This window comes from Streptomyces sp. NPDC055239 (assembly GCF_053606205.1).
Genome location: NZ_JBSGRD010000008.1, coordinates 363,588 through 381,776 on the forward strand (window position 1 = coordinate 363,588; position 18,189 = coordinate 381,776).

18 protein-coding genes are annotated in these 18,189 nt (G+C 70.3%); 9 read left to right on the forward strand and 9 right to left on the reverse strand.

The annotated features are described in order from the left end of the window. Positions 1–157: 157 nt before the first annotated feature. From ACWFRJ_RS26095 to ACWFRJ_RS26115, 5 genes are all read right to left on the reverse strand, one after another. Positions 158–913 (reverse strand): SDR family oxidoreductase, encoded by a 756-nt coding sequence (locus tag ACWFRJ_RS26095; protein ID WP_453535564.1) that lies wholly within the window; start codon positions 911–913, stop codon positions 158–160. A gap of 46 nt (positions 914–959) precedes the next feature. Beyond that, the gene (locus ACWFRJ_RS26100; protein ID WP_453535751.1) at positions 960–1,754 is read right to left on the reverse strand and encodes an SURF1 family cytochrome oxidase biogenesis protein; all 795 of its coding nucleotides are present in this window, start codon (positions 1,752–1,754) and stop codon (positions 960–962) included. A 94-nt stretch (positions 1,755–1,848) separates the two neighbouring features. Beyond that, positions 1,849–2,082 (reverse strand): hypothetical protein, encoded by a 234-nt coding sequence (locus tag ACWFRJ_RS26105; RefSeq protein ID WP_453535567.1) that lies wholly within the window; start codon positions 2,080–2,082, stop codon positions 1,849–1,851. Positions 2,083–2,171: 89 nt separating this feature from the next. Continuing rightward, positions 2,172–3,188, reverse strand: a complete 1,017-nt coding sequence (locus ACWFRJ_RS26110) for a DEDDh family exonuclease (RefSeq protein WP_453535570.1) — start codon at positions 3,186–3,188, stop codon at positions 2,172–2,174. A gap of 31 nt (positions 3,189–3,219) precedes the next feature. Further along, entirely contained in the window at positions 3,220–3,855 is a 636-nt protein-coding gene (locus tag ACWFRJ_RS26115) for a TetR/AcrR family transcriptional regulator (protein WP_453535754.1), read from the reverse strand. A gap of 200 nt (positions 3,856–4,055) precedes the next feature. On the opposite strand from ACWFRJ_RS26115, the gene ACWFRJ_RS26120 reads away from it, so the two are divergent. The 7 genes from ACWFRJ_RS26120 (at position 4,056) to ACWFRJ_RS26150 (ending at position 10,964) form a co-directional block, all read left to right on the forward strand. Continuing rightward, a complete protein-coding gene (locus tag ACWFRJ_RS26120) occupies positions 4,056–4,853 on the forward strand; it encodes an acetoacetate decarboxylase family protein (RefSeq protein ID WP_453535573.1) in 798 nt (265 codons plus the stop codon). Position 4,854: 1 nt separating this feature from the next. Further along, a complete protein-coding gene (locus ACWFRJ_RS26125) occupies positions 4,855–5,739 on the forward strand; it encodes an SDR family NAD(P)-dependent oxidoreductase (RefSeq protein ID WP_453535576.1) in 885 nt (294 codons plus the stop codon). 14 nt (positions 5,740–5,753) lie between these two features. Then, positions 5,754–7,055: an amidohydrolase family protein gene (locus ACWFRJ_RS26130; RefSeq protein ID WP_453535579.1), complete on the forward strand. Its 1,302-nt coding sequence runs from the start codon at positions 5,754–5,756 to the stop codon at positions 7,053–7,055. Between the two features lie 20 nt (positions 7,056–7,075). After that, positions 7,076–8,335 carry an amidohydrolase family protein gene (locus ACWFRJ_RS26135; protein ID WP_453535582.1) on the forward strand — a complete coding sequence of 420 codons (1,260 nt, stop codon included), beginning with the start codon at positions 7,076–7,078 and terminating at the stop codon, positions 8,333–8,335. A 75-nt stretch (positions 8,336–8,410) separates the two neighbouring features. Next, positions 8,411–9,127 (forward strand): VIT1/CCC1 transporter family protein, encoded by a 717-nt coding sequence (locus ACWFRJ_RS26140; protein WP_453535584.1) that lies wholly within the window; start codon positions 8,411–8,413, stop codon positions 9,125–9,127. Between the two features lie 143 nt (positions 9,128–9,270). After that, entirely contained in the window at positions 9,271–10,155 is an 885-nt protein-coding gene (locus ACWFRJ_RS26145; protein ID WP_453535587.1) for a sterol desaturase family protein, read from the forward strand. Continuing rightward, on the forward strand, positions 10,152–10,964 hold the full coding sequence (locus ACWFRJ_RS26150) for a lysoplasmalogenase (RefSeq protein WP_453535590.1): 813 nt from the start codon (positions 10,152–10,154) through the stop codon (positions 10,962–10,964). Before ACWFRJ_RS26145 ends, ACWFRJ_RS26150 begins: the two co-directional genes overlap by 4 nt. Here ACWFRJ_RS26150 and ACWFRJ_RS26155 read toward each other — a convergent pair. From ACWFRJ_RS26155 to ACWFRJ_RS26170, 4 genes are all read right to left on the reverse strand, one after another. Then, positions 10,894–11,952 (reverse strand): CopD family protein, encoded by a 1,059-nt coding sequence (locus tag ACWFRJ_RS26155; protein ID WP_453535593.1) that lies wholly within the window; start codon positions 11,950–11,952, stop codon positions 10,894–10,896. The two genes, ACWFRJ_RS26150 and ACWFRJ_RS26155, sit on opposite strands and share 71 nt — an antisense overlap. Positions 11,953–12,034: 82 nt before the next feature. After that, on the reverse strand, positions 12,035–12,604 hold the full coding sequence (locus ACWFRJ_RS26160; protein ID WP_453535596.1) for a hypothetical protein: 570 nt from the start codon (positions 12,602–12,604) through the stop codon (positions 12,035–12,037). 88 nt (positions 12,605–12,692) lie between these two features. Next, positions 12,693–14,279 (reverse strand): S8 family peptidase, encoded by a 1,587-nt coding sequence (locus ACWFRJ_RS26165; RefSeq protein ID WP_453535599.1) that lies wholly within the window; start codon positions 14,277–14,279, stop codon positions 12,693–12,695. Positions 14,280–14,293: 14 nt separating this feature from the next. Beyond that, entirely contained in the window at positions 14,294–15,826 is a 1,533-nt protein-coding gene (locus ACWFRJ_RS26170; RefSeq protein WP_453535602.1) for a S8 family serine peptidase, read from the reverse strand. Positions 15,827–16,153: 327 nt separating this feature from the next. Here ACWFRJ_RS26170 and ACWFRJ_RS26175 point away from each other — a divergent pair, with 327 nt between their 5' ends. Next, complete coding sequence (locus ACWFRJ_RS26175) at positions 16,154–16,522, forward strand: DUF485 domain-containing protein (RefSeq protein ID WP_453535605.1); 369 nt, start codon at positions 16,154–16,156, stop codon at positions 16,520–16,522. Next, on the forward strand, positions 16,519–18,153 hold the full coding sequence (locus ACWFRJ_RS26180) for a solute symporter family protein (RefSeq protein WP_453535608.1): 1,635 nt from the start codon (positions 16,519–16,521) through the stop codon (positions 18,151–18,153). The genes ACWFRJ_RS26175 and ACWFRJ_RS26180 overlap by 4 nt, the downstream gene beginning before the upstream one ends. The last annotated feature ends 36 nt before the right edge of the window (positions 18,154–18,189 follow it).

An 18,189-nucleotide genomic window follows, 5' to 3' on the forward strand; every position in this document is an offset into this window, starting at 1 on the left:
GCCCCGGGGGGGCCGGGGGGGGGGCGGGGGGGGGGCCGGGGGGTGGTGCGGGGGGGGTGTGTAACCCAGGGGGGGGGGGGGTTTTTTGGGGCTCCGCGCACGCGGGGGGGGGGGGTTCACAACCCCCCCCGCCCGACGTCATACAGGAACCCCGCGGCTAGAACCCGTGCCGCGCCCCGCCGTCCACCGGCAGCATGACCCCCGTCAGATACGAAGCCGCAGGCGAGAGGAAGAACGCCGCCGTACGCCCGAACTCCTCCGGAGTCCCGTACCGCCGCAGCGGAATCCGCGACTCGTGCCCCGCCCGAGTCGCCTCGGGGTCCGCCGAAAGCCCGTCCAGCTGCCGCACCCGGTCCGTGTCGATCCGGGACGGCAGCAGCCCGACGACGCGGATGCCCCGGGGGCCGAGCTCGTCGGAGAGCGACTTCGCGAAGCCCGCGAGTCCGGGCCGCAGCCCGTTGGAGATGGTCAGACCCGGAATCGGCTCGTGCACGGAGGCGGAGAGTACGAAGCCGATGACGCCCCCCTCACCGAGCTCCGCCGCGGCGCCGCGGGCAAGGCGCACCGCCCCGAGGAAGACGGACTCGAAGGCCGACTCCCACTGCTCGTCCGTGTTGTCGGCGGCGAAACCCGGCGCGGGCCCGCCGACGCTGATCAGCACACCGTCGAAGCTCCCGAAGTGCTCACGCGCGGCGGCGATGAGGCGGCCCGCGACGGCCGGATCGGCGTTGTCCGCCGCGAGGCCGCGGGCGTTGTCGCCGAGCTCGGCCGCCGCATCGGCGACCGTCTTCTCGTCCCGGCCGGTGATCAGTACCTTCGCGCCGTCCGCGACCAGCGCACGCGCGGCGGCGTTGCCCAGGCCCCGGGTGGCGCCGGTGATGACGTAGACGCGGTCTTTCAGTCCAAGATCCATGGCCCTATCCTGCCGCCTCGCGGCAACCGAACGCGAGGGCGGTGGCCTACACCTCGGCGGGCGTGGCCTCCGGCGCCGGTGCCTCGGTGGCAGCCGCCTCGCGGCGGTCCTTGAGCTCCCTGCGCACCAGGACCACCCAGCCGATGGGTACGCCCGCGCAGAACAGCCACCACTGGACGGCGTACGCCATGTGCGGGCCGATGTCGCCGTGCTCGGGCTCGCCGATCAGCTGGGGGGAGTCCCCGACGGGCTCCGGCGAGGTCAGCTCGACATAGCCGCCGAGCACCTCCTTGCCGAGGCTGTGCGCCTGCTGCCCGCTGCTGATCAGCATGATCTGACGGTCCGGCAGCCCCTGGATGTTCTTGATGCCGCTCTGCGCGGACGTCTCGTCGGCCATCATGCGGCCGGTGACGGTGATCTCGCCCTTGGGCGGCGCGGGGACCTTCGGGAAGGCGGTCTGCGGTCCGTTCGCCGGGATCCAGCCGCGGTTGACGAGGAGGACCTTGCCGTCGTCGAGGACGAACGGGGTCAGGACGTGGAAGCCGATCTCCTCGTCGGAGTTCGTGCGACGCCGCACGACGACCTCGTCCTTCGTGTCGTACGTCCCGTGCGCGCTCACCCTGCGGTAGCGCTCGGAGTCCGCCACGGAGTGGCCGGGCGACGTCAGCTGCTCGGCCGGTACCGGCCTCGCGTCGAGCGCCTTGGAGATCTCCGCGTTCTGCGCGACGCGGTGCTCATGGCGGTGCAACTGCCAGAAGCCCAGCTCGATCATCGTGGGGATGAGAACGAGGCCGATGAGGGTAAGGATCACCCACTGCCGGGTCAACAGGAAGCGGTACACCCCACGACGGTACAACTCGGTCGTGGGGTGCATGGGAGTGGGGTACTCCGGGCAATGGTGAAGGCCCGTAGGAGCCCGTGAGGGAGAGGCCGGGTCACACCCTGTCGACGATGCCCACCTGCCCGTCCGCGCGCGAGCAGTGCGCACCGCAGTACCACTTCTCCTGCACCTCCACGCCCTGGCCGATGATCCGGCACCGGCAGTGCTCACAGATGGGCGCCATGCGGTGAATGGCGCAGGAGAAGCAGTCGAAGACGTGCACAGCGCCTTGCGCGTGCACCTCGAAGGACATGCCGTAGTCGTTTCCGCAGACCTCGCAACGTGCCATGCGCCACAGGGTGGGACGCGCGGCGCCCGCATGCGAGCAAGCAGGCGGGCGCCGGGCCGATAATCACCCGTCTGACGTCCGCGGGCGGCTCAGGCCCCCGTCGCGGGAGCCGCCGGAGCGACATCCTGGAGGAGCTGGCCGAACGCGGCCTCGTCGATGACGGGCGTGCCGAAGGACCGCGCCTTCACGGTCTTGGACGTGCCCGAATCGGGGTCGTTCGTGACGAGCAGGCTGGTCAGCCGTGACACGCTCGTCGCGATGTGCAGACCGGCCTCGACCGCGCGGTCCTCGAGCAGGTCGCGCTCGATGGAGGTGTCGCCGGAGAAAGCGACACGCATGCCTTGTTGGAGCGGTTTGCCCGTTTCGTACCGCCCCGGGTTGGGGTAGGGGCAGGCGGGCCGCTTGCGCGAGGGGCGCCAACTCCCCGGACCGAACGAGGAGTACGAGGACGATCCGGAGCCCGGTCCCGTCGGCTGGCGGACGATCCTGGGCGCCCCGTCGGACCACTCGGTGAGCGGACGGCACTCCAGGAGCGGCAGCCGCACCCCACCGCTCGCGGCGGCCTTGAGGCTGGGCCTGAACGCCTCGGCGAGCACGCGCGCGTCGTCGAGCGCGTTGTGCGCGTGGCGCTGTTCGACGCCGAAGTGCGCGGCGAGCGACTCCAGCTTGTGGTTGGGCAGCGGGAGCTGCAGCTCCTTGGAGAGGGCGATGGTGCACAGACGTTGGCGCACGGGGGCGGTGAGCTCCGCGCGTGCGTACTCCCTGGCGATCATCGACCAGTCGAAGACGGCGTTGTGCGCGACCAGGACGCGGTCGGCGAGGCGCGCGGCGAACTCCTCGGCGATGTCCTTGAAGAGGGGCGCGTCCGCGAGGAGGTCGCTGGTGAGGCCGTGGATCCAGACGGGTCCGGGGTCGCGCTGGGGGTTGACCAGCGTGTACCAGTGGTCCTCCACCTCGCCCTGGGCGTCCACCCGGTAGACGGCGGCCGACACTATGCGGTCGTCGCGGGCGAGACCTGTGGTCTCGACGTCGACGACCGCGTACCCCGTTGGGTACGCGGCCGGCCAGGTGGCTGCGGACGCTGCGGTCGTCTGGTCTTCGAGCATGGTCCCTGAGGATACGGGCCGCGACTGACAGTCAGGTCCCCGGTCCGGTACGCGGGTCCGTCGCGTGGCCGATTCCGTCGCCGGGAGGTGTGCTCGAGGCGGTCGCCCCGTCGAGAAGTCCGTACACCAGTGCCCTTGTCGACACGGTGAACAGCGCCTCGGGGTCGGCGGGCCTGGCGAGCGCGCGGGCGAGTGCCGGGTCGTGTTCGGCCGTCCGCGCGCCCCACAGTTCTTCCTCGCCGGGCCGCTGCACGGGCGCGCGTTCGCGGTTGCGCTCGACGAGGACGTGGCCGACGACGTGGACCTGGACGGCGCGTACGGCGTCGGCTGCGCGGGCGCCGCGCAGGCCCGCCGCGTGTACTTCGTGGACGAGGACCTGCTGGGCGGGCAGGAACATCCGCTCGGTGAGGCCGCGTTCGTGCACCATCGCGACGAGGTGCGGGTGGTCGCGCAGCTGGCGGCGCAGGGCACGCGCCACGGAGACGACGCGCCGTTCGGGGGTGCGTCCCGCGGGGTGGATCGCGCCGAGGTCGGCGAGGGTGCGCTCGACGAGGGCGTCCAGGAGCGACTCGCGGTTGCCGACGTGCCAGTAGATCGAGGTGACGGCGGTGCCGAGCTCGGCGGCGAGCTTGCGCATCGTCAGGGCCTCCGGGCCGTGCTGCTTCACGAGGGCCGTGGCGGCGGCGAGGACCTGTTCCCGGTCGAGACGGCCGCGTTCCCGGTCGGGATGGCCGCGTTCCGGGTCGGGATGGCCGCGTTCCTGGTCCGGATGTGCACGCGTCTCTTCACTCTTCACGCCTCCTGTTGTAACTGTGTTACAGAACCGCCCGCAAGACCTCTGGTAGTCCTGACGAAGGGTGGTACGACATGGCACGCGTACGTTATGGAGCGCGCACCGAGGCGGAGATCGCCGCTGCGCGCACCGCGAGTTCGAAGCTGCCCGACATCTGGTCCACCGGTGTGGTGGCCGTCTGGGAGAGCGATCCGGACGCGGTTGCGGCGGTCCTGCCGCCCCCGCTGAAGCCCACGCACCGGCCTCTGGTGCGGGCCAACATCAGCAAGGTCGACCTGCCCGGGTATCCGCTCGGCGCGGGCTCGGTGGCCGTCGCCGCCGAGCACGACGGGGTGCAGGGCTGGTATCCCCTTGTGATGCCGATGACCCACGAGCGGGCGCTGATCGGCGGGCGCGAGGTCTTCGGGGAGCCGAAGAAACTGGGCGAGGTCGAGGTGGAGCGCGACGGCCTGGTCGTCCGGGCCTCGCTGGCCCGGCACGGCATCGCCTTCGTGGAGGTGCGCGGCGCGGTCAGCGGCCCCCTGCCGCTTCCCGAGCCGGTCCGGAAGACGGACTTCTACTTCAAGTTCCTTCCCGCGGTGGACGGTTCGGGCTTCGACGCCGATCCGGTGCTCGTGCACTGCGTGCGCAACGAGAAGGTCCGCAAGCTGGAGGGCATCACCGGGGACGTCGTGCTGCGCGAGTCGATGTACGACCCGGTCGCGGACCTCCCCGTACGCGCGGTCGTCGAGATCACCATCGGCGAGAAGACCACCGACCAGAAGGGCCGGGTGGCCGAGCGGGTCAGCGCGCAGGCGCTCCTTCCCTACATCCACCAGCGCTACGACGACCCGCAGCAGATCCTCGACGGCCCGCCCGAGGGGAGTCTCTGAGATGGAGCTGCGGGAAGGGCAGGCCGCCGTCGTCACGGGCGCGGCGAGCGGCATCGGGCTCGCCATGGCGCGGCGGTTCGCGGCGCAAGGACTGAAGGTGGTCCTCGCGGACGTCGAGGAGGGAGCCCTGGAGAAGGCGGCGGCCGGTCTTCGCGAGGACGGGGCGAGCGTGCACGCGCGTGTGGTCGACGTCGGCTCGCGCGAGCAGGTCTTCGCCCTCGCCGAAGCGGCGTACGAGAAGTTCGGCGCCGTCCATGTGCTGTGCAACAACGCGGGTGTCGGCTCGGGCGCCGAGGGCCGCATGTGGGAGCACGAGCCGAACGACTGGAAGTGGGCCTTCGAGGTCAATGTGTGGGGTGTCTTCCACGGCATCCAGGCCTTCGTGCCCCGGATGATCGCGGGTGGCGAGCCGGGGCATGTCGTCAACACGTCCTCCGGTGACGGCGGCATCGCACCGCTGCCGACGGCGTCCGTGTACGCGGTCACCAAGGCCGCCGTCGTGACGATGACGGAGTCCCTGTACGCGCACCTGAAGGCGGAGCACGCGCGCGTGGGCGCCTCCGTGCTCTTCCCCGGGCCGCACATGCTGCGCACGGGGCTGTGGGAGTCGCACCGCAACCGGCCCGACCGGTATGCCAAGTCCCGCCCCCGCAAGACCCCTTACCGCAGCCTCGACCAGTGGGAGTCCGCGATGAAGGACGCGGGCCAGGAGGTGGAGTTCACGCCGGTCGAGCAGGTCGCGGACTTCGTGGCGCAGGGGATCGCGGCCGACCGTTTCTGGCTGCTCCCGGAGAGCGAGCACAGCGACCGGCAGATCAAGGCCAGGTCGCACTCGATGCTGGACCGCGCCAACCCGGCGTACCTGGAAAGCTTCATCCTCGACTGACTGAGGGACGTGTGATGACGGCTCAGCAGAGCGCTCAGCAGAACGACCCGTACCTGATCATCTCCTCCGACTGCCACGCCGGGCTTCCCACCGAGGAGTATCGGCCCTATCTCGACAGCCGCTTCCACCGGGACTTCGACCGGTTCCTGGGGGAACGCGACGCCCGCCGTGCGGAGGCGACCCGGCTCGGCATCCGCAACGACGCGTTCGCCGCCAAGTGGTTCCAGGACAACGAGGAGGGCCTGCGCGGCGGCTGGGAGACCGCGCAGCGCCTCAAGGAGCTCGACGGCGACGGGGTGGCCGCCGAGGTCGTCTTCCCCGACGCGGACGCCGTCGACAGCCAGACGGCCGCGCCCTTCGGGGTGGGCCTGGGCCTCTCGGGCGACCAGGACCCGGAGCTCGGCATGGCGGGCGCGCAGGCGCACAACCGCTGGCTCGCCGATTTCGTGTCCGAGCACCCCGAACGGCACTGCGGTGTGGCCCTGTTGCCCATCACCGGCGAGGTCGACCGTGTCGTCGCCGAGGTCCACCGGGCCAAGGAGTCCGGGCTCGGGGCGCTGATGATCCCCTCCATGTGGGTCGACAAGGCGCCTTACCACGACCGCCGTTACGACCCCGTGTGGGCGGCGGCGGCCGAGTGCGCGATGCCGGTGGTGACCCACTCCGGGGCGGCGCCCCGCCACGAGTACGGCGATCACCTGGGGATCTACGTCTCCGAAGTGACCTGGTGGCCCGCGAGGCCCCTGTGGTTCATGCTCTGGTCGGGCGTCTTCGAACGTCATCCGGGACTGAAGTTCGGCGTCGCGGAGTCCGGCTGCTGGTGGCTGCCGAACCTCCTGTGGTTCATGGACCGCCTCTACCTGGGCGCGCACGGCGGCAAGAAGCTCTCGCCTTTCGCGGAGCTCAAGCGGCCCCCGCACGAGTACCTGGACCGGCAGCTCTTCGTCTGCGCCACCAACACCAAGCGCCGTGAGCTCGCCCAGCGCTACGAGATCGGCGTCGACAACATCCTCTGGGGCAGCGATTTCCCGCACCCCGAAGGGACCTGGCCCGACACGCGCGCGTGGCTGAAGAAGACCTTCCACGACATCCCGGTGGGTGAGACCCGCCGGATGCTGGGTCTCGCGGCGGCGGAGGTGTTCGGCTTCGACACCGAGAAGCTGGCGCCGCTGGCCCGCAGGATCGGCCCGACACCCGCCGAGCTCGGACAGGACGCCGATCAGACTGCGGTGGAGGCGTCCTGGGCGCGCTCGCGCGACGTGGGGCGCCACTGGCTCACGGACCACGACTTCCCGGTACTGGGGGCCCAGACATGACCGAGGAGACGAGCGAAGCCATGAGTGAGAACACGGCCGGGAACACGACCGAAGAGCGCTACACCGTCATCTCGGCCGACTGCCACGCGGGCGCCGATCTCATGGACTACAAGCCCTACTTGGAGTCCCGCTTCCACGACGCGTTCGACGCCTGGGCGGCCACCTACGTCAATCCGTACGAGGACCTGCTCGCCGACACCGCCGACCGCAACTGGAACTCGGACCGCCGCCTCGCCGAGCTGGAGAAGGACGGCATCGTCGCCGAGGTCGTCTTCCCGAACACCATCCCGCCATTCTTCCCGACCGCGTCCCTGATGGCGCCGGCGCCCACGCGCGGGGAGTTCGAGCAGCGCTGGGCGGGCCTGCGCGCCCACAATCGCTGGCTCGCCGAATTCTGCGCGGCGGCGCCGGGCCGCAGGGCGGGCGTCTTCCAGATCCTCCTGAACGACGTGGACGAGGCCGTCAAGGAGATCCACCGCTCGGCCGACGCGGGCCTGACCGGCGGCCTGCTGCTGCCCGGCACACCGCCGGGCAGCGGACTCCCTGAGCTCTACTCGGCGACGTACGACCCGATCTGGACGGCCTGTGCCGAGCGCGGCGTGCCGGTCAACCACCACGCGGGATCGGCCTCGCCGCCGCTGGGCGACGAACCGGCCGCGCGGGCCGTCTTCATGGTGGAGACCACGTGGTTCTCGCACCGGGCGCTGTGGCACCTGGTGTTCGGCGGCGCCTTCCGCCGCCACCCCGAGCTGCGGCTCGTGCTCACCGAGCAGGGCTCGGGATGGATCCCGGGCGTGCTCGACATGCTGGACTACTACCACGGGCGCCTGGTCGCGGCGGCATCGAAGGCGGACACCGGGACCGCCGAGGCGAAGTTCGGTGCGGGGCTCGCCGATTCGATGGGCAAGGGGCCGTCCGAGGTCTGGCGCGAGAACTGCTTCGTCGGTGCGAGCTTCATGCGCCCGCACGAAGCGCTGATGAGGGACCGGATCGGCCTGGACAAGATCATGTGGGGCAGCGACTACCCGCACGACGAAGGCACGCACCCGTACTCGCGCGAAGGCCTCCGCATCGCCTACGCGGGCCTCCCGAAGGACGAGATAGCGGCCATGGTCGGCGGCAACGCGGCCGGTGTCTACGGCTTCGACCTGGAGCGGCTCGGGGCGGTCGCCGCGCGCGTGGGACCGACGGTCCAGGAACTGGACGAGCCCCTCAAGGAGACACCGGCAGGAGCGACGAGCCCGGTGTTCGCCAAGGGAGGGTCGGCGCGCGTCTGGTGACGGCGTGCCGCTGACGGATCCCGTGACGGCGTGCCCTTGCCGAACTCGCTCACCCGGGGGTGAGACCCTCCCCGGGTGAGCGATCAGGCAGCTGGACATGACGAACCGCACGGCGGCGCTCTCGCATCGCGCCTCAACTGGCTGCGTGCGGCGGTGCTCGGGGCCAACGACGGCATCGTCTCCACGGCGGGTCTCGTCGTCGGCGTGGCGGGCGCCACGGGCGAGCGCAGCACGCTGCTCACGGCCGGTCTCGCCGGGCTGCTCGCCGGGTCGATGTCGATGGCCGCGGGCGAGTACGTCTCCGTGTCCACCCAGCGCGACTCCGAGAAGGCAGCCCTCGCCAAGGAGAAGCGCGAGCTGCGGGAGCAGCCCGAGGCCGAACTGGTCGAGCTGACGGATCTCCTCGCGGACCGGGGGCTGAGCCGCGAGGTGGCCAGGGAGGCGGCCGAGCAGCTCACCGAGCGGGACGCGCTGCGGGCGCACGCGCGCGTGGAGCTCGGTATCGACCCCGACGAACTCACCAACCCCTGGCACGCTGCCTGGGCCAGCTTCGTGGCCTTCACCGTGGGCGCGCTCCTCCCGCTCCTCGCGATCGTCCTGCCGCCGGCCGACTGGCGTCTCTGGGTCACCGTCGTCTCGGTCCTCGGCGCGCTCGCCCTCACGGGCTGGAGCAGCGCGCGGCTCGGCTCGGCGAAGGTGCGGCCCGCCGTGGTGCGCAACATAGGGGGAGGGGCGCTCGCGATGGCGGTGACGTACGGGGCGGGGGTGCTGCTCGGGGCGGTGGGTGTCTGAGCGCCCCCGTTTATCCGAGCGCCCGCGTTTGTTTGAGCGTCCGCATTTGGTGGAGATCACCAACGTTCGCCGCCTTACCGCTGGTAATACTTGTCGGTAACTACGTCTAGCGGCGGCCGACAACGGGCCCTTACGGTGCACGCATGCCGCCGAACCTGCCCGATGTCGTGCTGTGGTCCATCCCCGCCTTCGTGCTGCTCACCGTGGTGGAGATCGTGAGCCACCGGATCCATCCCGACGAGGACGAAGCCGGGTACGAGACGAAGGACGCCGCCACCTCCATCACCATGGGGCTCGGCAGCCTCGCCTTCGACTTCTTGTGGAAGATCCCCATCGTCGCGATCTACACGGCGGTGTACGCGCTGACGCCGCTGCACATCCCCGTCCTGTGGTGGACGATCCCGCTGATGCTGCTCGGGCAGGACTTCTTCTACTACTGGTCGCACCGCGGACACCACGTCATCCGCATCCTGTGGGCCTGCCACGTAGTGCACCACTCGAGCCGCAAGTTCAACCTCACGACCGCGCTGCGCCAGCCCTGGACCAGCCTGACGGTCTGGCCGTTCTACATCCCGCTGATCGCCCTCGGCGTGCACCCGGCGGCGCTCGCGTTCTGCTCGTCGGCGAACCTCGTCTACCAGTTCTGGATCCACACCGAGCGCATCGGCAAGCTGCCCCGGCCCTTCGAGTTCGTCTTCAACACACCCTCCCACCACCGCGTCCACCACGCGTCGCAGGGCGGCTACCTGGACCGCAACTTCGGCGGCATCCTGATCATCTGGGACCGCGTGTTCGGCTCCTGGGTCGCGGAGACGGACCGACCGGTCTACGGCCTCACGAAGAACATCGCCACGCACAACCCGCTGCGGGTGGCCACGCACGAGTACGCGGCGATAGCCAAGGACCTGAGGAAGGCGACCAGCTGGCGCGAGCGGGGCGGACGGCTGTTCCGGGGCCCGGGCTGGCAACCACAGGCGCAGACGGCGCCACAGACGGCGCCAGAGCCTGTGGCGGAGGGTGCGGCATGAGCCCTGTCCCTGTTGTGGGCAGGCGTTCCGCAGGGCGGAACGGGTGGGCACAACCCACAACGCCGGGTGCCGAACCAGAGGCGTCCACTGGAGCACGGCTGCTCCTCGCGGCGTTCGGCCTCGCCGCAGTCGGCGACCTGGCGGCGCTGCTGGCAGGCTCAGACGCAGCCCACACTGTCTTCAAGCCGCTGCTGATGCCGCTCCTCGCGGGATACGTGGTCACGGTCAAAGGCCCGCGCCTACTGGCCGTCGCGCTCCTCTTCGGCTGGGGAGGCGACACCCTCCTCCTCTTCGACGCCGACCCCGCGTTCCTGGCAGGAATGGGCTCCTTCGCGGCGGGCCACGTCTGCTACCTCGTCCTCTTCAAGCGCCACGGGTTCAAGGGCGATGGCTTCAAGCGAGACGGCACGTCACGCGCGCGTGCCGCCTGGCTGGTGGCCGCGTACGCCACCGCCCTCATCGTCACGGTCGCCCTCCTCTGGCCGGACCTCCCCGCGGACATGCGCGGCCCGGTGGCGGGCTACAGCCTGCTGCTCACCGCGATGGCGTGCGCCGCCGCGAGGCTGGGTCTCACCGCGGCGGCGGGCGGCGCGCTGTTCCTCCTGTCGGACACCCTCATCGCGACCGGCGTCGCCGAGTGGCCACAGGCCCCGCGCCCCGACTTCTGGATCATGCTCACTTATATAGCCGCCCAGTTCCTGCTGGTCAGAGGCGTACAAGGGGCACGCCCCGCGCAGCTCACCAGCGAATCGGCAGCGGCAACGCGGTCAGCAGCGCCGACACCGCCACGACCAGACCGAGCGCGATGACCTCTCCGCGTGCGGGGGAGTACGCGGAGACCGGGTCGGTGGCCCTGCGCAGCCGTCGGCGCGCGAGCAGCGCGAGGGCGACCACGACCACCACGAGGAGCACCTTGGCGAGCAGCGTGCGCCCGTAGGCCGTGTCCGTGAGCTGGCCGACGACCGTGCTCGCCGGCATCCGGCGCAGGGTGCTGCACACCCCCGTCACCGTGATCGCGGCGAACAGAACGGCCGCCACGCGCGCGTAGAGCCCCAGTACCGCCGCGCCCGCCTCCGGGGCGAACGTCCGCCACAGCCGCAGCATGCGCATCACCTGCAACAGGCCGCCCGCCCACAGCACCCCGCACGTCAGATGCACCAGCGTCAGACCGGTGCCGATGAGCGGGGTGTCCTCCACCGGAGAGTGGGCCCGCAGCGCCTCCGCCACGATCACCGCGGCCAGCGGAAGCGCGGCGGTGGAAGGCCGCCGTGAGCGCGAGCACAGCAGCGCCACGATGAAGGCGTTGACCTCCAGGAGCGCCAGCCTGCCGTCCCGCGACGCGTAGAGGCCGCCGATGTCCATGTCGGAGAGCTGGTGAGGCACCAGGTTGCCGGTGGCCACCACTGAGGCGAGGCCGAGCGCGGCGACGATGCCCGCGCCCGCCGCGTACGCCGCCCAGCTCCGCGGCTCACGGTCGAGCGGCGCCCCCGGCACCCTGCGGGCCAGCCGGATCGCGTAGATCTCGCCCAACTGCACGCAGAGCGCGGCGAACATGACCGTCCGCAGGAACGTGATCCCGGCCGTGCCGGGCGCCTCGGCCTCCCCGGTGCCGTTCAGCGCCGCCGACGGGCCGAGCAGGGGGATGAGGGCGGCGACGAGCACCAGGACGAGCACGGCGACCGCACGGGCCGTGGAGGGGCGTCGGCGCGGCGCGCTGTGCGAGGCGTGGGGCGTGGCGGCGACCGCGTCCGCCGAGGCCTCGCCGCCGGAGTCGGCGGACGGCTGTATGGAGCTCACCACATGATCTTCACCAGGTGCACCCTTAACGGGCAAGTCCTGGCAAACAACTGGCGGAATCCCATTCCGCCCGACAGACCGCTTAGGCCGCCGTGCCCGTTTCTGCCTCGGCCCGCGTGGCCGCCGACCACCACAGCCTGACCGACTCCTGCGGATCCGACGGCCGCAGCTCCCACCCCTGGGCGGTCGCGGTCTCGACCACGTAATGGCCGCCCACACCGCGGTAGTTGCGCCACGTGATCTCGCACTCGACGGGCGGGGCCGACTTCTTCGGCTTCTTGGGGGCGGATGCCTGGGCCGTCCAACGGCCGACGACCTTGTCGACCCGCGCGCGGTAGTACGCCGTGTCTCCTTCGTGGCGCAGCTCCGGCCAGGTCACGCACCAGTCCGGCAGCCTGAGGGTCTCCACCATGCGGTCCGCCCGGGCCTCCAGCTTCCGCCCGCCGGAGTCGCTGACCGACTGGACGATCTCCGCCAGGAACAGGGTCACTATGAACCCGGCTATCACCAGCGCCGCGAGCGCGCACCACAACGGCACGTACGCGATCATGCCGACGAAGCCGAGCACCACTTCCCACCGGGGCCGCAGGCGCGCCGCCACCCAGTGTTCCGTGTCGGCGTGGACGAACCGGGAGTCCTTGTACTCATACATGGAACGAGATCCTCTCGCGAAGGGCCGGACGGCATACAGCCGCCCGGCCCCCGCTCGTCTCACGAACCCGCGGATTACCCCGGGTTCGCTACTTCCGCACGGCGTCGAGCGCGTCGATCATGCCCACGCCGTAGAAGCCGTTCTTGTTCTTGCCGCCCGCACAGACCGCGTCGACCTTGCCGTCACCGTCGATGTCGTACGGATCGGTGCACTTCATGGCGTCGGCCTCGCCGTAGAGCAGCGCCTTCACCTTCGCCGATGACGCGTGCGGGTGGGCCGACTTGATGAGTGCGGCGACGCCCGCGGCGTGCGGTGACGCCATCGACGTACCCGCCTTGTAGCCGAACTTGTTGCCAGGAAGCGTCGACAGGATGCGGCCGTCCGTGGCCGGCGCGTCCGGCGTCTGGAACTTCGTGGAGTCGCCGCCCGGGGCCGCGATGTCGACGACGCCCTTGCCGTAGTTCGAGTACGAGGACTTGATGCCCTTCGCGCCCGTGGCCGAGACGGTCACGACACCCGGAAGCTGCGACGGCAGGTCGAAGCAGTCCGCGGTCTTGATCGTCCGCTCCGTGGGCGTCGTGTCGTCCGGGCTCGAGTCGTCGACGATCTCGTCCTGCGCGAGGTCCGTCTCGGCGTTACCGGCCGCCGCGACGTTCACCGCGCCCTTGCGCTCCGCGTACCGGGTGGCCCGCCCGACGGCGTCGACCAGGGCCTTCTGGTCGTCGTCCGTCTTGCAGTTGAAGAGCCACGGGTCGGTGTAGTAGCTGGAGTTGGTGACGTCCACTCCGTGATCGGCCGCCCACATGAAGCCGCAGACCACGGCCTCCGTGTAGTACATGCCGGTCTCGGGCTCGGCCACCTTCAGGCTCGCCACCTTCACGCCCGGAGCGACACCGGTGACGCCGGTGCCGTTCTTCGCGGCGGCGATCGTGCCCGCCACGTGCATGCCGTGGTCGCTCTCGCCGGCCACCGGACGCCACGCGTCGCCCTTCTGCACGGGCACGCCGCCCAGGCAGCTCGCGGACGCCTTCGCGTCGAAGTTCGGCGCGATGTCCGGGTGCGTGTCGTCCACACCGGAGTCCAGGACGCCGACGGTGACCTTGGAGCTGCCCAGGGACTCCTTGTGGGCCTTGTCCGCCTTGATGGCGGGCAGGTCCCACTGGAGCGGCTCAAGATCGTCCTGACCCGGGGCCGCCTGCCCTGCCGCCTGCTTCGCCTCGGCGGCACTCAGCGGCCTGTCGGCCTCAAGGGCGTCGTCGGACTGCGCGGACAGCGGAGCCGTACGGGTGGCGCCCGCCGAAGCGACGCCCTTCGCCCCGCGGATCTTCTCGGCGAAGTCCGCGTCCGACGAGTGGACGACGATCACGCCGATCCTGTCGTACGCGATGACGACCTTGCCGCCCGCCTTGGCGATGGCCTTCTTCACGTACGCCGATGTCTTGCCGGACGGCGAACCGCCGTGCCCGGCGCGGACATTGACGACGTAGCTCATCGACGTGCCGTCCGCGAGCGAGGCGCCCAGGGCGGACGTGACGGACGACACCGGGCCGCCGGGGCGGGACGCGGCATCGGGCTGAGCCGACGCCGTGCCCGGCAGGAACGCGACGGCCGATGCCACCGCCATGCCGAGCGGGAGTGCGAGCACGCGCCGGGAGCGCGTGAGGGGGGTGGTCATGGTGTGCGAGCCCCTCACTTCTTCACGGCGTCGAGCGCGTCGACGATCCCGCTGCCGTAGAAGCCGTTCTTGTTCTTGCCGCCCTCGCAGACGGCGTCGACCTTGCCGTCACCGTCCGGGTCGTACGGCGTCGTCGGGCAGCCCGGGTTGTCGGCCTGCTTCTTAAGAAGCCGCTGGATCTCGGCGGGGCTCGCCTTGGGGTGCGTCGACTTCAGGAGCGCGGCCACGCCCGCTGCGTGCGGCGAGGCCATCGAGGTGCCCTGCAGCCAGCCGTACTGGTTGCCCGGCATCGTGGAGAGGATGCGGCCGTTCTTCGACGGGGTGTCGGCCGGGATCTGGCGGGCGTCGCCACCGGGCGCTGCGATGTCGATGACGCCCTTGCCGTACGTGGAGTAGTACGACTTGAGGTTCTGCACGCCCGTCGCGCTGACCGTGACCACGCCGGGAAGCTGCGTCGGGATGTCGAAGCACTCGGACGGGTCGATGGTGCGCGGCACCGGCGTCGAGTCGTCGGGGCTCGAGTCGTCAAGGATCTCGTCGGCGGCGAGGTCGTGGTTGGAGTTGCCCGCGGACGCGAGGTTGAGGGTGCCCTTCTTCTGGGCGTACAGCTGGGCCCGGTTGACCGCGTCGACGATGGCCCGCTGGTCCGGGTCGTCCATGCAGTTGTAGAGCCACGGGTCCACGTAGTAGCTGTTGTTCGTGACCTCGATGCCCTTGTCGGCGGCGAACACGAAGGCGCAGACGACGCTCTCCGGGTAGAACAGCTCGCTGACCGGGTCGGCCACCTTGATGCCGGCGACCTTGACGCCGGGCGCGACGCCCGCGACGCCCACGCCGTTGCGCGCGGCGGCTATCTCGCCGGCCACGTGCGTGCCGTGGTAGTGGTCCGGCTTCTCCGGGCGCCAGGCGCCGGGGGACGTGTCCGCCTTGCCGCCGACACAGCTCGCCGACTGCGAGGCCGAGAAGTTGGGCGCGAGGTCGGGGTGGGTGTCGTCGACTCCGGTGTCGATGACGCCGACGGTGACCTTCTTGCTGCCCGGGTTTATCTTCGCTGCCTTGTCGGCGCCTATCGCGCGCAGATCCCACTGGTCGGCCTCGAGCGGCTCGGCGCCCGCATCGGCCTTGGCCTTGAGCGACTTGGCCTCGGACTTCGACAGGAGGGTCGGTGCGCCCTCCTCCGTCGTGCCCGCCGCCGTCAGGGGCGAGGTGCGGGTCGCGCCCGCGGAGTGGACGCCCTTGACCTTGCGCAGCTGCTTGCCGAAGTCGGGGTTGGCCGAGTGCGCGACGATGACGCCGATCTTCGGGTACGCGACGACGACGGAACCGTCCGCCTTGGCTATCGCCCTTTTGACGTACGCGATCGTCTTGGAGTCCGTACGGGTGTTGACGACGTACGCGAGCTTCGGGGCCTCTGCCGTGGCCGACGCGGTGGCGGGGGCGTCGGGGGCCGCGGTCGCGATGCCCGGGGCGAAACCGACCGACGCGGCGAGCGCTATGCCGAGGGGCACGGTGAGCGCGATTCGGCGTCTGGAACGCAGATGAGCCATGGGGTCTCCACATCATCCGGATACGTGAACTGCCCGAACACATCCAGTGATCGGGCAGGTACATGACGGGGCGTGCAGGGTGAAGCTATCCCCAGAACTCCCAGGCCAGCAATGGATTCCGGAAGAAAGCAGCGCACCGTGCCGCGCCGGACGTGCCGTTATGACGTTGAACCGTTAACAGAAGCAACATCAACCCCCCTGTCGGATCACGCCCTGTGGCCTTAGCATCGCCATCCGTGGCTCACGTGATCCGCATCACTGCCGGACCAGAGAGAGCCAATGGATCAGCTGTCCGTCCCCACCGCACCCGCACCACGAGGAGACTCCGTGGCCCCCGAAGCATCCCCACCGTCCAAGGACGGAGAAGCCCCCGCTCCGTACGCGCCGACCACGGCAGAATTCCTCGAGGAGCAAGCCAGCCCCGAGTTCGGTGAACTCCGCAAGGCGCACCGCTCGTTCGCCTTCCCGCTCACCGTCGCCTTCATCGTCTGGTACCTGGCGTACGTGCTGCTCTCGAACTACGCGGGTGACTTCATGGGCACCAAGCTGTTCGGCAACATCAACGTCGCCCTGGTCCTCGGTCTCGCGCAGTTCCTGACCACGTTCCTCATCGCCTGGTTCTACTCGCGCCACGCGGCCACCAAGCTCGACCCCAAGGCCGAGGCGATCAAGTCCCGTATGGAGGGCGGCGCATGAGCCCCGCGCTGAACACCACTGTCCTGGCAGCGACGTCCGACGCCTCCGAGCACCGGGTGCTGATCATCAGCCTCTTCGCGGCCTTCGTCGTCGCGACCCTCGTCATCACCGTCTGGGCGGGACGCCAGACCAAGAGCGCCGCCGACTTCTACGCGGGCGGCCGCCAGTTCACCGGCTTCCAGAACGGCCTGGCGATTTCCGGCGACTACATGTCCGCCGCGTCCTTCCTCGGCATCGCGGGCGCCATCGCGCTCTTCGGGTACGACGGCTTCCTCTACTCCATCGGCTTCCTGGTCGCCTGGCTGGTGGCGCTCCTCCTGGTCGCCGAGCCGCTGCGCAACTCCGGCCGTTACACGATGGGCGACGTGCTGGCCTATCGCATGCGCCAGCGTCCGGTGCGCACCGCTGCGGGCACCTCCACGATCGTCGTCTCGATCTTCTACCTGCTTGCGCAGATGGCGGGCGCCGGCGTCCTGGTCTCGCTGCTGCTCGGCATCACCAGCGACGCGGGCAAGATCCTGATCGTCGCCCTCGTCGGCGTCCTGATGATCGTCTACGTCACCATCGGCGGCATGAAGGGCACCACCTGGGTGCAGATGGTCAAGGCCGTGCTGCTCATCGCGGGCACCATCCTGATCACCTTCCTGATCCTGCTGAAGTTCAACTTCAACGTCTCCGACCTGCTCGGCACCGCCGCCTCCAACAGCGGCAAGGGCTCGGCCTTCCTTGAGCCCGGTCTCAAGTACGGCGCGAGCGGCACATCGAAGCTTGACTTCCTCTCGCTCGGCATCGCCCTGGTGCTCGGCACGGCGGGACTGCCGCACATCCTGATCCGCTTCTACACGGTGCCGACCGCCAAGGCCGCGCGTAAGTCCGTGAACTGGGCGATCGGCATCATCGGCGCCTTCTACCTGATGACGATCGTCCTCGGCTTCGGCGCCGCCGCCCTGCTCAAGCCCGGCGACATCATCGCCTCGAACAAGGCGGGCAACACCGCTGCGCCGCTCGCAGCCCTGGAGATCGGCGGCGGTGGCGACTCCACCGGGGGCGCGCTCCTGCTCGCCGTGATCTCCGCGGTCGCCTTCGCCACGATCCTCGCGGTCGTCGCCGGTCTGACCCTCGCCTCGTCCTCGTCGTTCGCGCACGACATCTACGCCAACGTCATCAAGAAGGGCAAGGCCACCGAGAAGCAGGAGATGAAGGCCGCTCGCTGGTCGACCGTCTTCATCGGCATCGTCTCCATCGCCCTCGGCGCCCTGGCCCGCGACCTCAACGTGGCGGGCCTTGTCGCCCTCGCCTTCGCCGTCGCGGCCTCCGCGAACCTGCCGACGATCCTCTACAGCCTCTTCTGGAAGCGGTTCACCACGCAGGGCGCGCTCTGGTCCATCTACGGCGGACTCGTGGCCGCGGTCGGCCTTGTGCTGTTCTCGCCGGTCGTCTCGGGCAAGCCCACCTCGATGTTCCCCGACGCCAACTTCGACTTCTTCCCGCTGGAGAACCCGGGCCTGATCTCCATCCCGCTGGGCTTCCTGCTCGGCTGGCTCGGCACGCTCCTGTCGAAGGAGGAGCCCGACAAGGGCAAGTACGCGGAACTGGAGGTGCGGTCCCTCACGGGAACCGGAGCCCACTGAGCCCACTCGGTTCCTCTGAAACACGCACGTCAGCGG

Coding starts and splice junctions, on each gene's coding strand:
- ACWFRJ_RS26095 (WP_453535564.1), bottom strand. CDS start 913: ATGGATCTTGGACTGAAAGACCGCGTCTACGTCATCACCGGCGCCACC.
- ACWFRJ_RS26105 (WP_453535567.1), bottom strand. CDS start 2,082: ATGGCACGTTGCGAGGTCTGCGGAAACGACTACGGCATGTCCTTCGAG.
- ACWFRJ_RS26110 (WP_453535570.1), bottom strand. CDS start 3,188: ATGCTCGAAGACCAGACGACCGCAGCGTCCGCAGCCACCTGGCCGGCC.
- ACWFRJ_RS26120 (WP_453535573.1), top strand. CDS start 4,056: ATGGCACGCGTACGTTATGGAGCGCGCACCGAGGCGGAGATCGCCGCT.
- ACWFRJ_RS26125 (WP_453535576.1), top strand. CDS start 4,855: ATGGAGCTGCGGGAAGGGCAGGCCGCCGTCGTCACGGGCGCGGCGAGC.
- ACWFRJ_RS26130 (WP_453535579.1), top strand. CDS start 5,754: ATGACGGCTCAGCAGAGCGCTCAGCAGAACGACCCGTACCTGATCATC.
- ACWFRJ_RS26135 (WP_453535582.1), top strand. CDS start 7,076: ATGAGTGAGAACACGGCCGGGAACACGACCGAAGAGCGCTACACCGTC.
- ACWFRJ_RS26145 (WP_453535587.1), top strand. CDS start 9,271: ATGCCGCCGAACCTGCCCGATGTCGTGCTGTGGTCCATCCCCGCCTTC.
- ACWFRJ_RS26150 (WP_453535590.1), top strand. CDS start 10,152: ATGAGCCCTGTCCCTGTTGTGGGCAGGCGTTCCGCAGGGCGGAACGGG.
- ACWFRJ_RS26160 (WP_453535596.1), bottom strand. CDS start 12,604: ATGTATGAGTACAAGGACTCCCGGTTCGTCCACGCCGACACGGAACAC.
- ACWFRJ_RS26165 (WP_453535599.1), bottom strand. CDS start 14,279: ATGACCACCCCCCTCACGCGCTCCCGGCGCGTGCTCGCACTCCCGCTC.
- ACWFRJ_RS26170 (WP_453535602.1), bottom strand. CDS start 15,826: ATGGCTCATCTGCGTTCCAGACGCCGAATCGCGCTCACCGTGCCCCTC.
- ACWFRJ_RS26180 (WP_453535608.1), top strand. CDS start 16,519: ATGAGCCCCGCGCTGAACACCACTGTCCTGGCAGCGACGTCCGACGCC.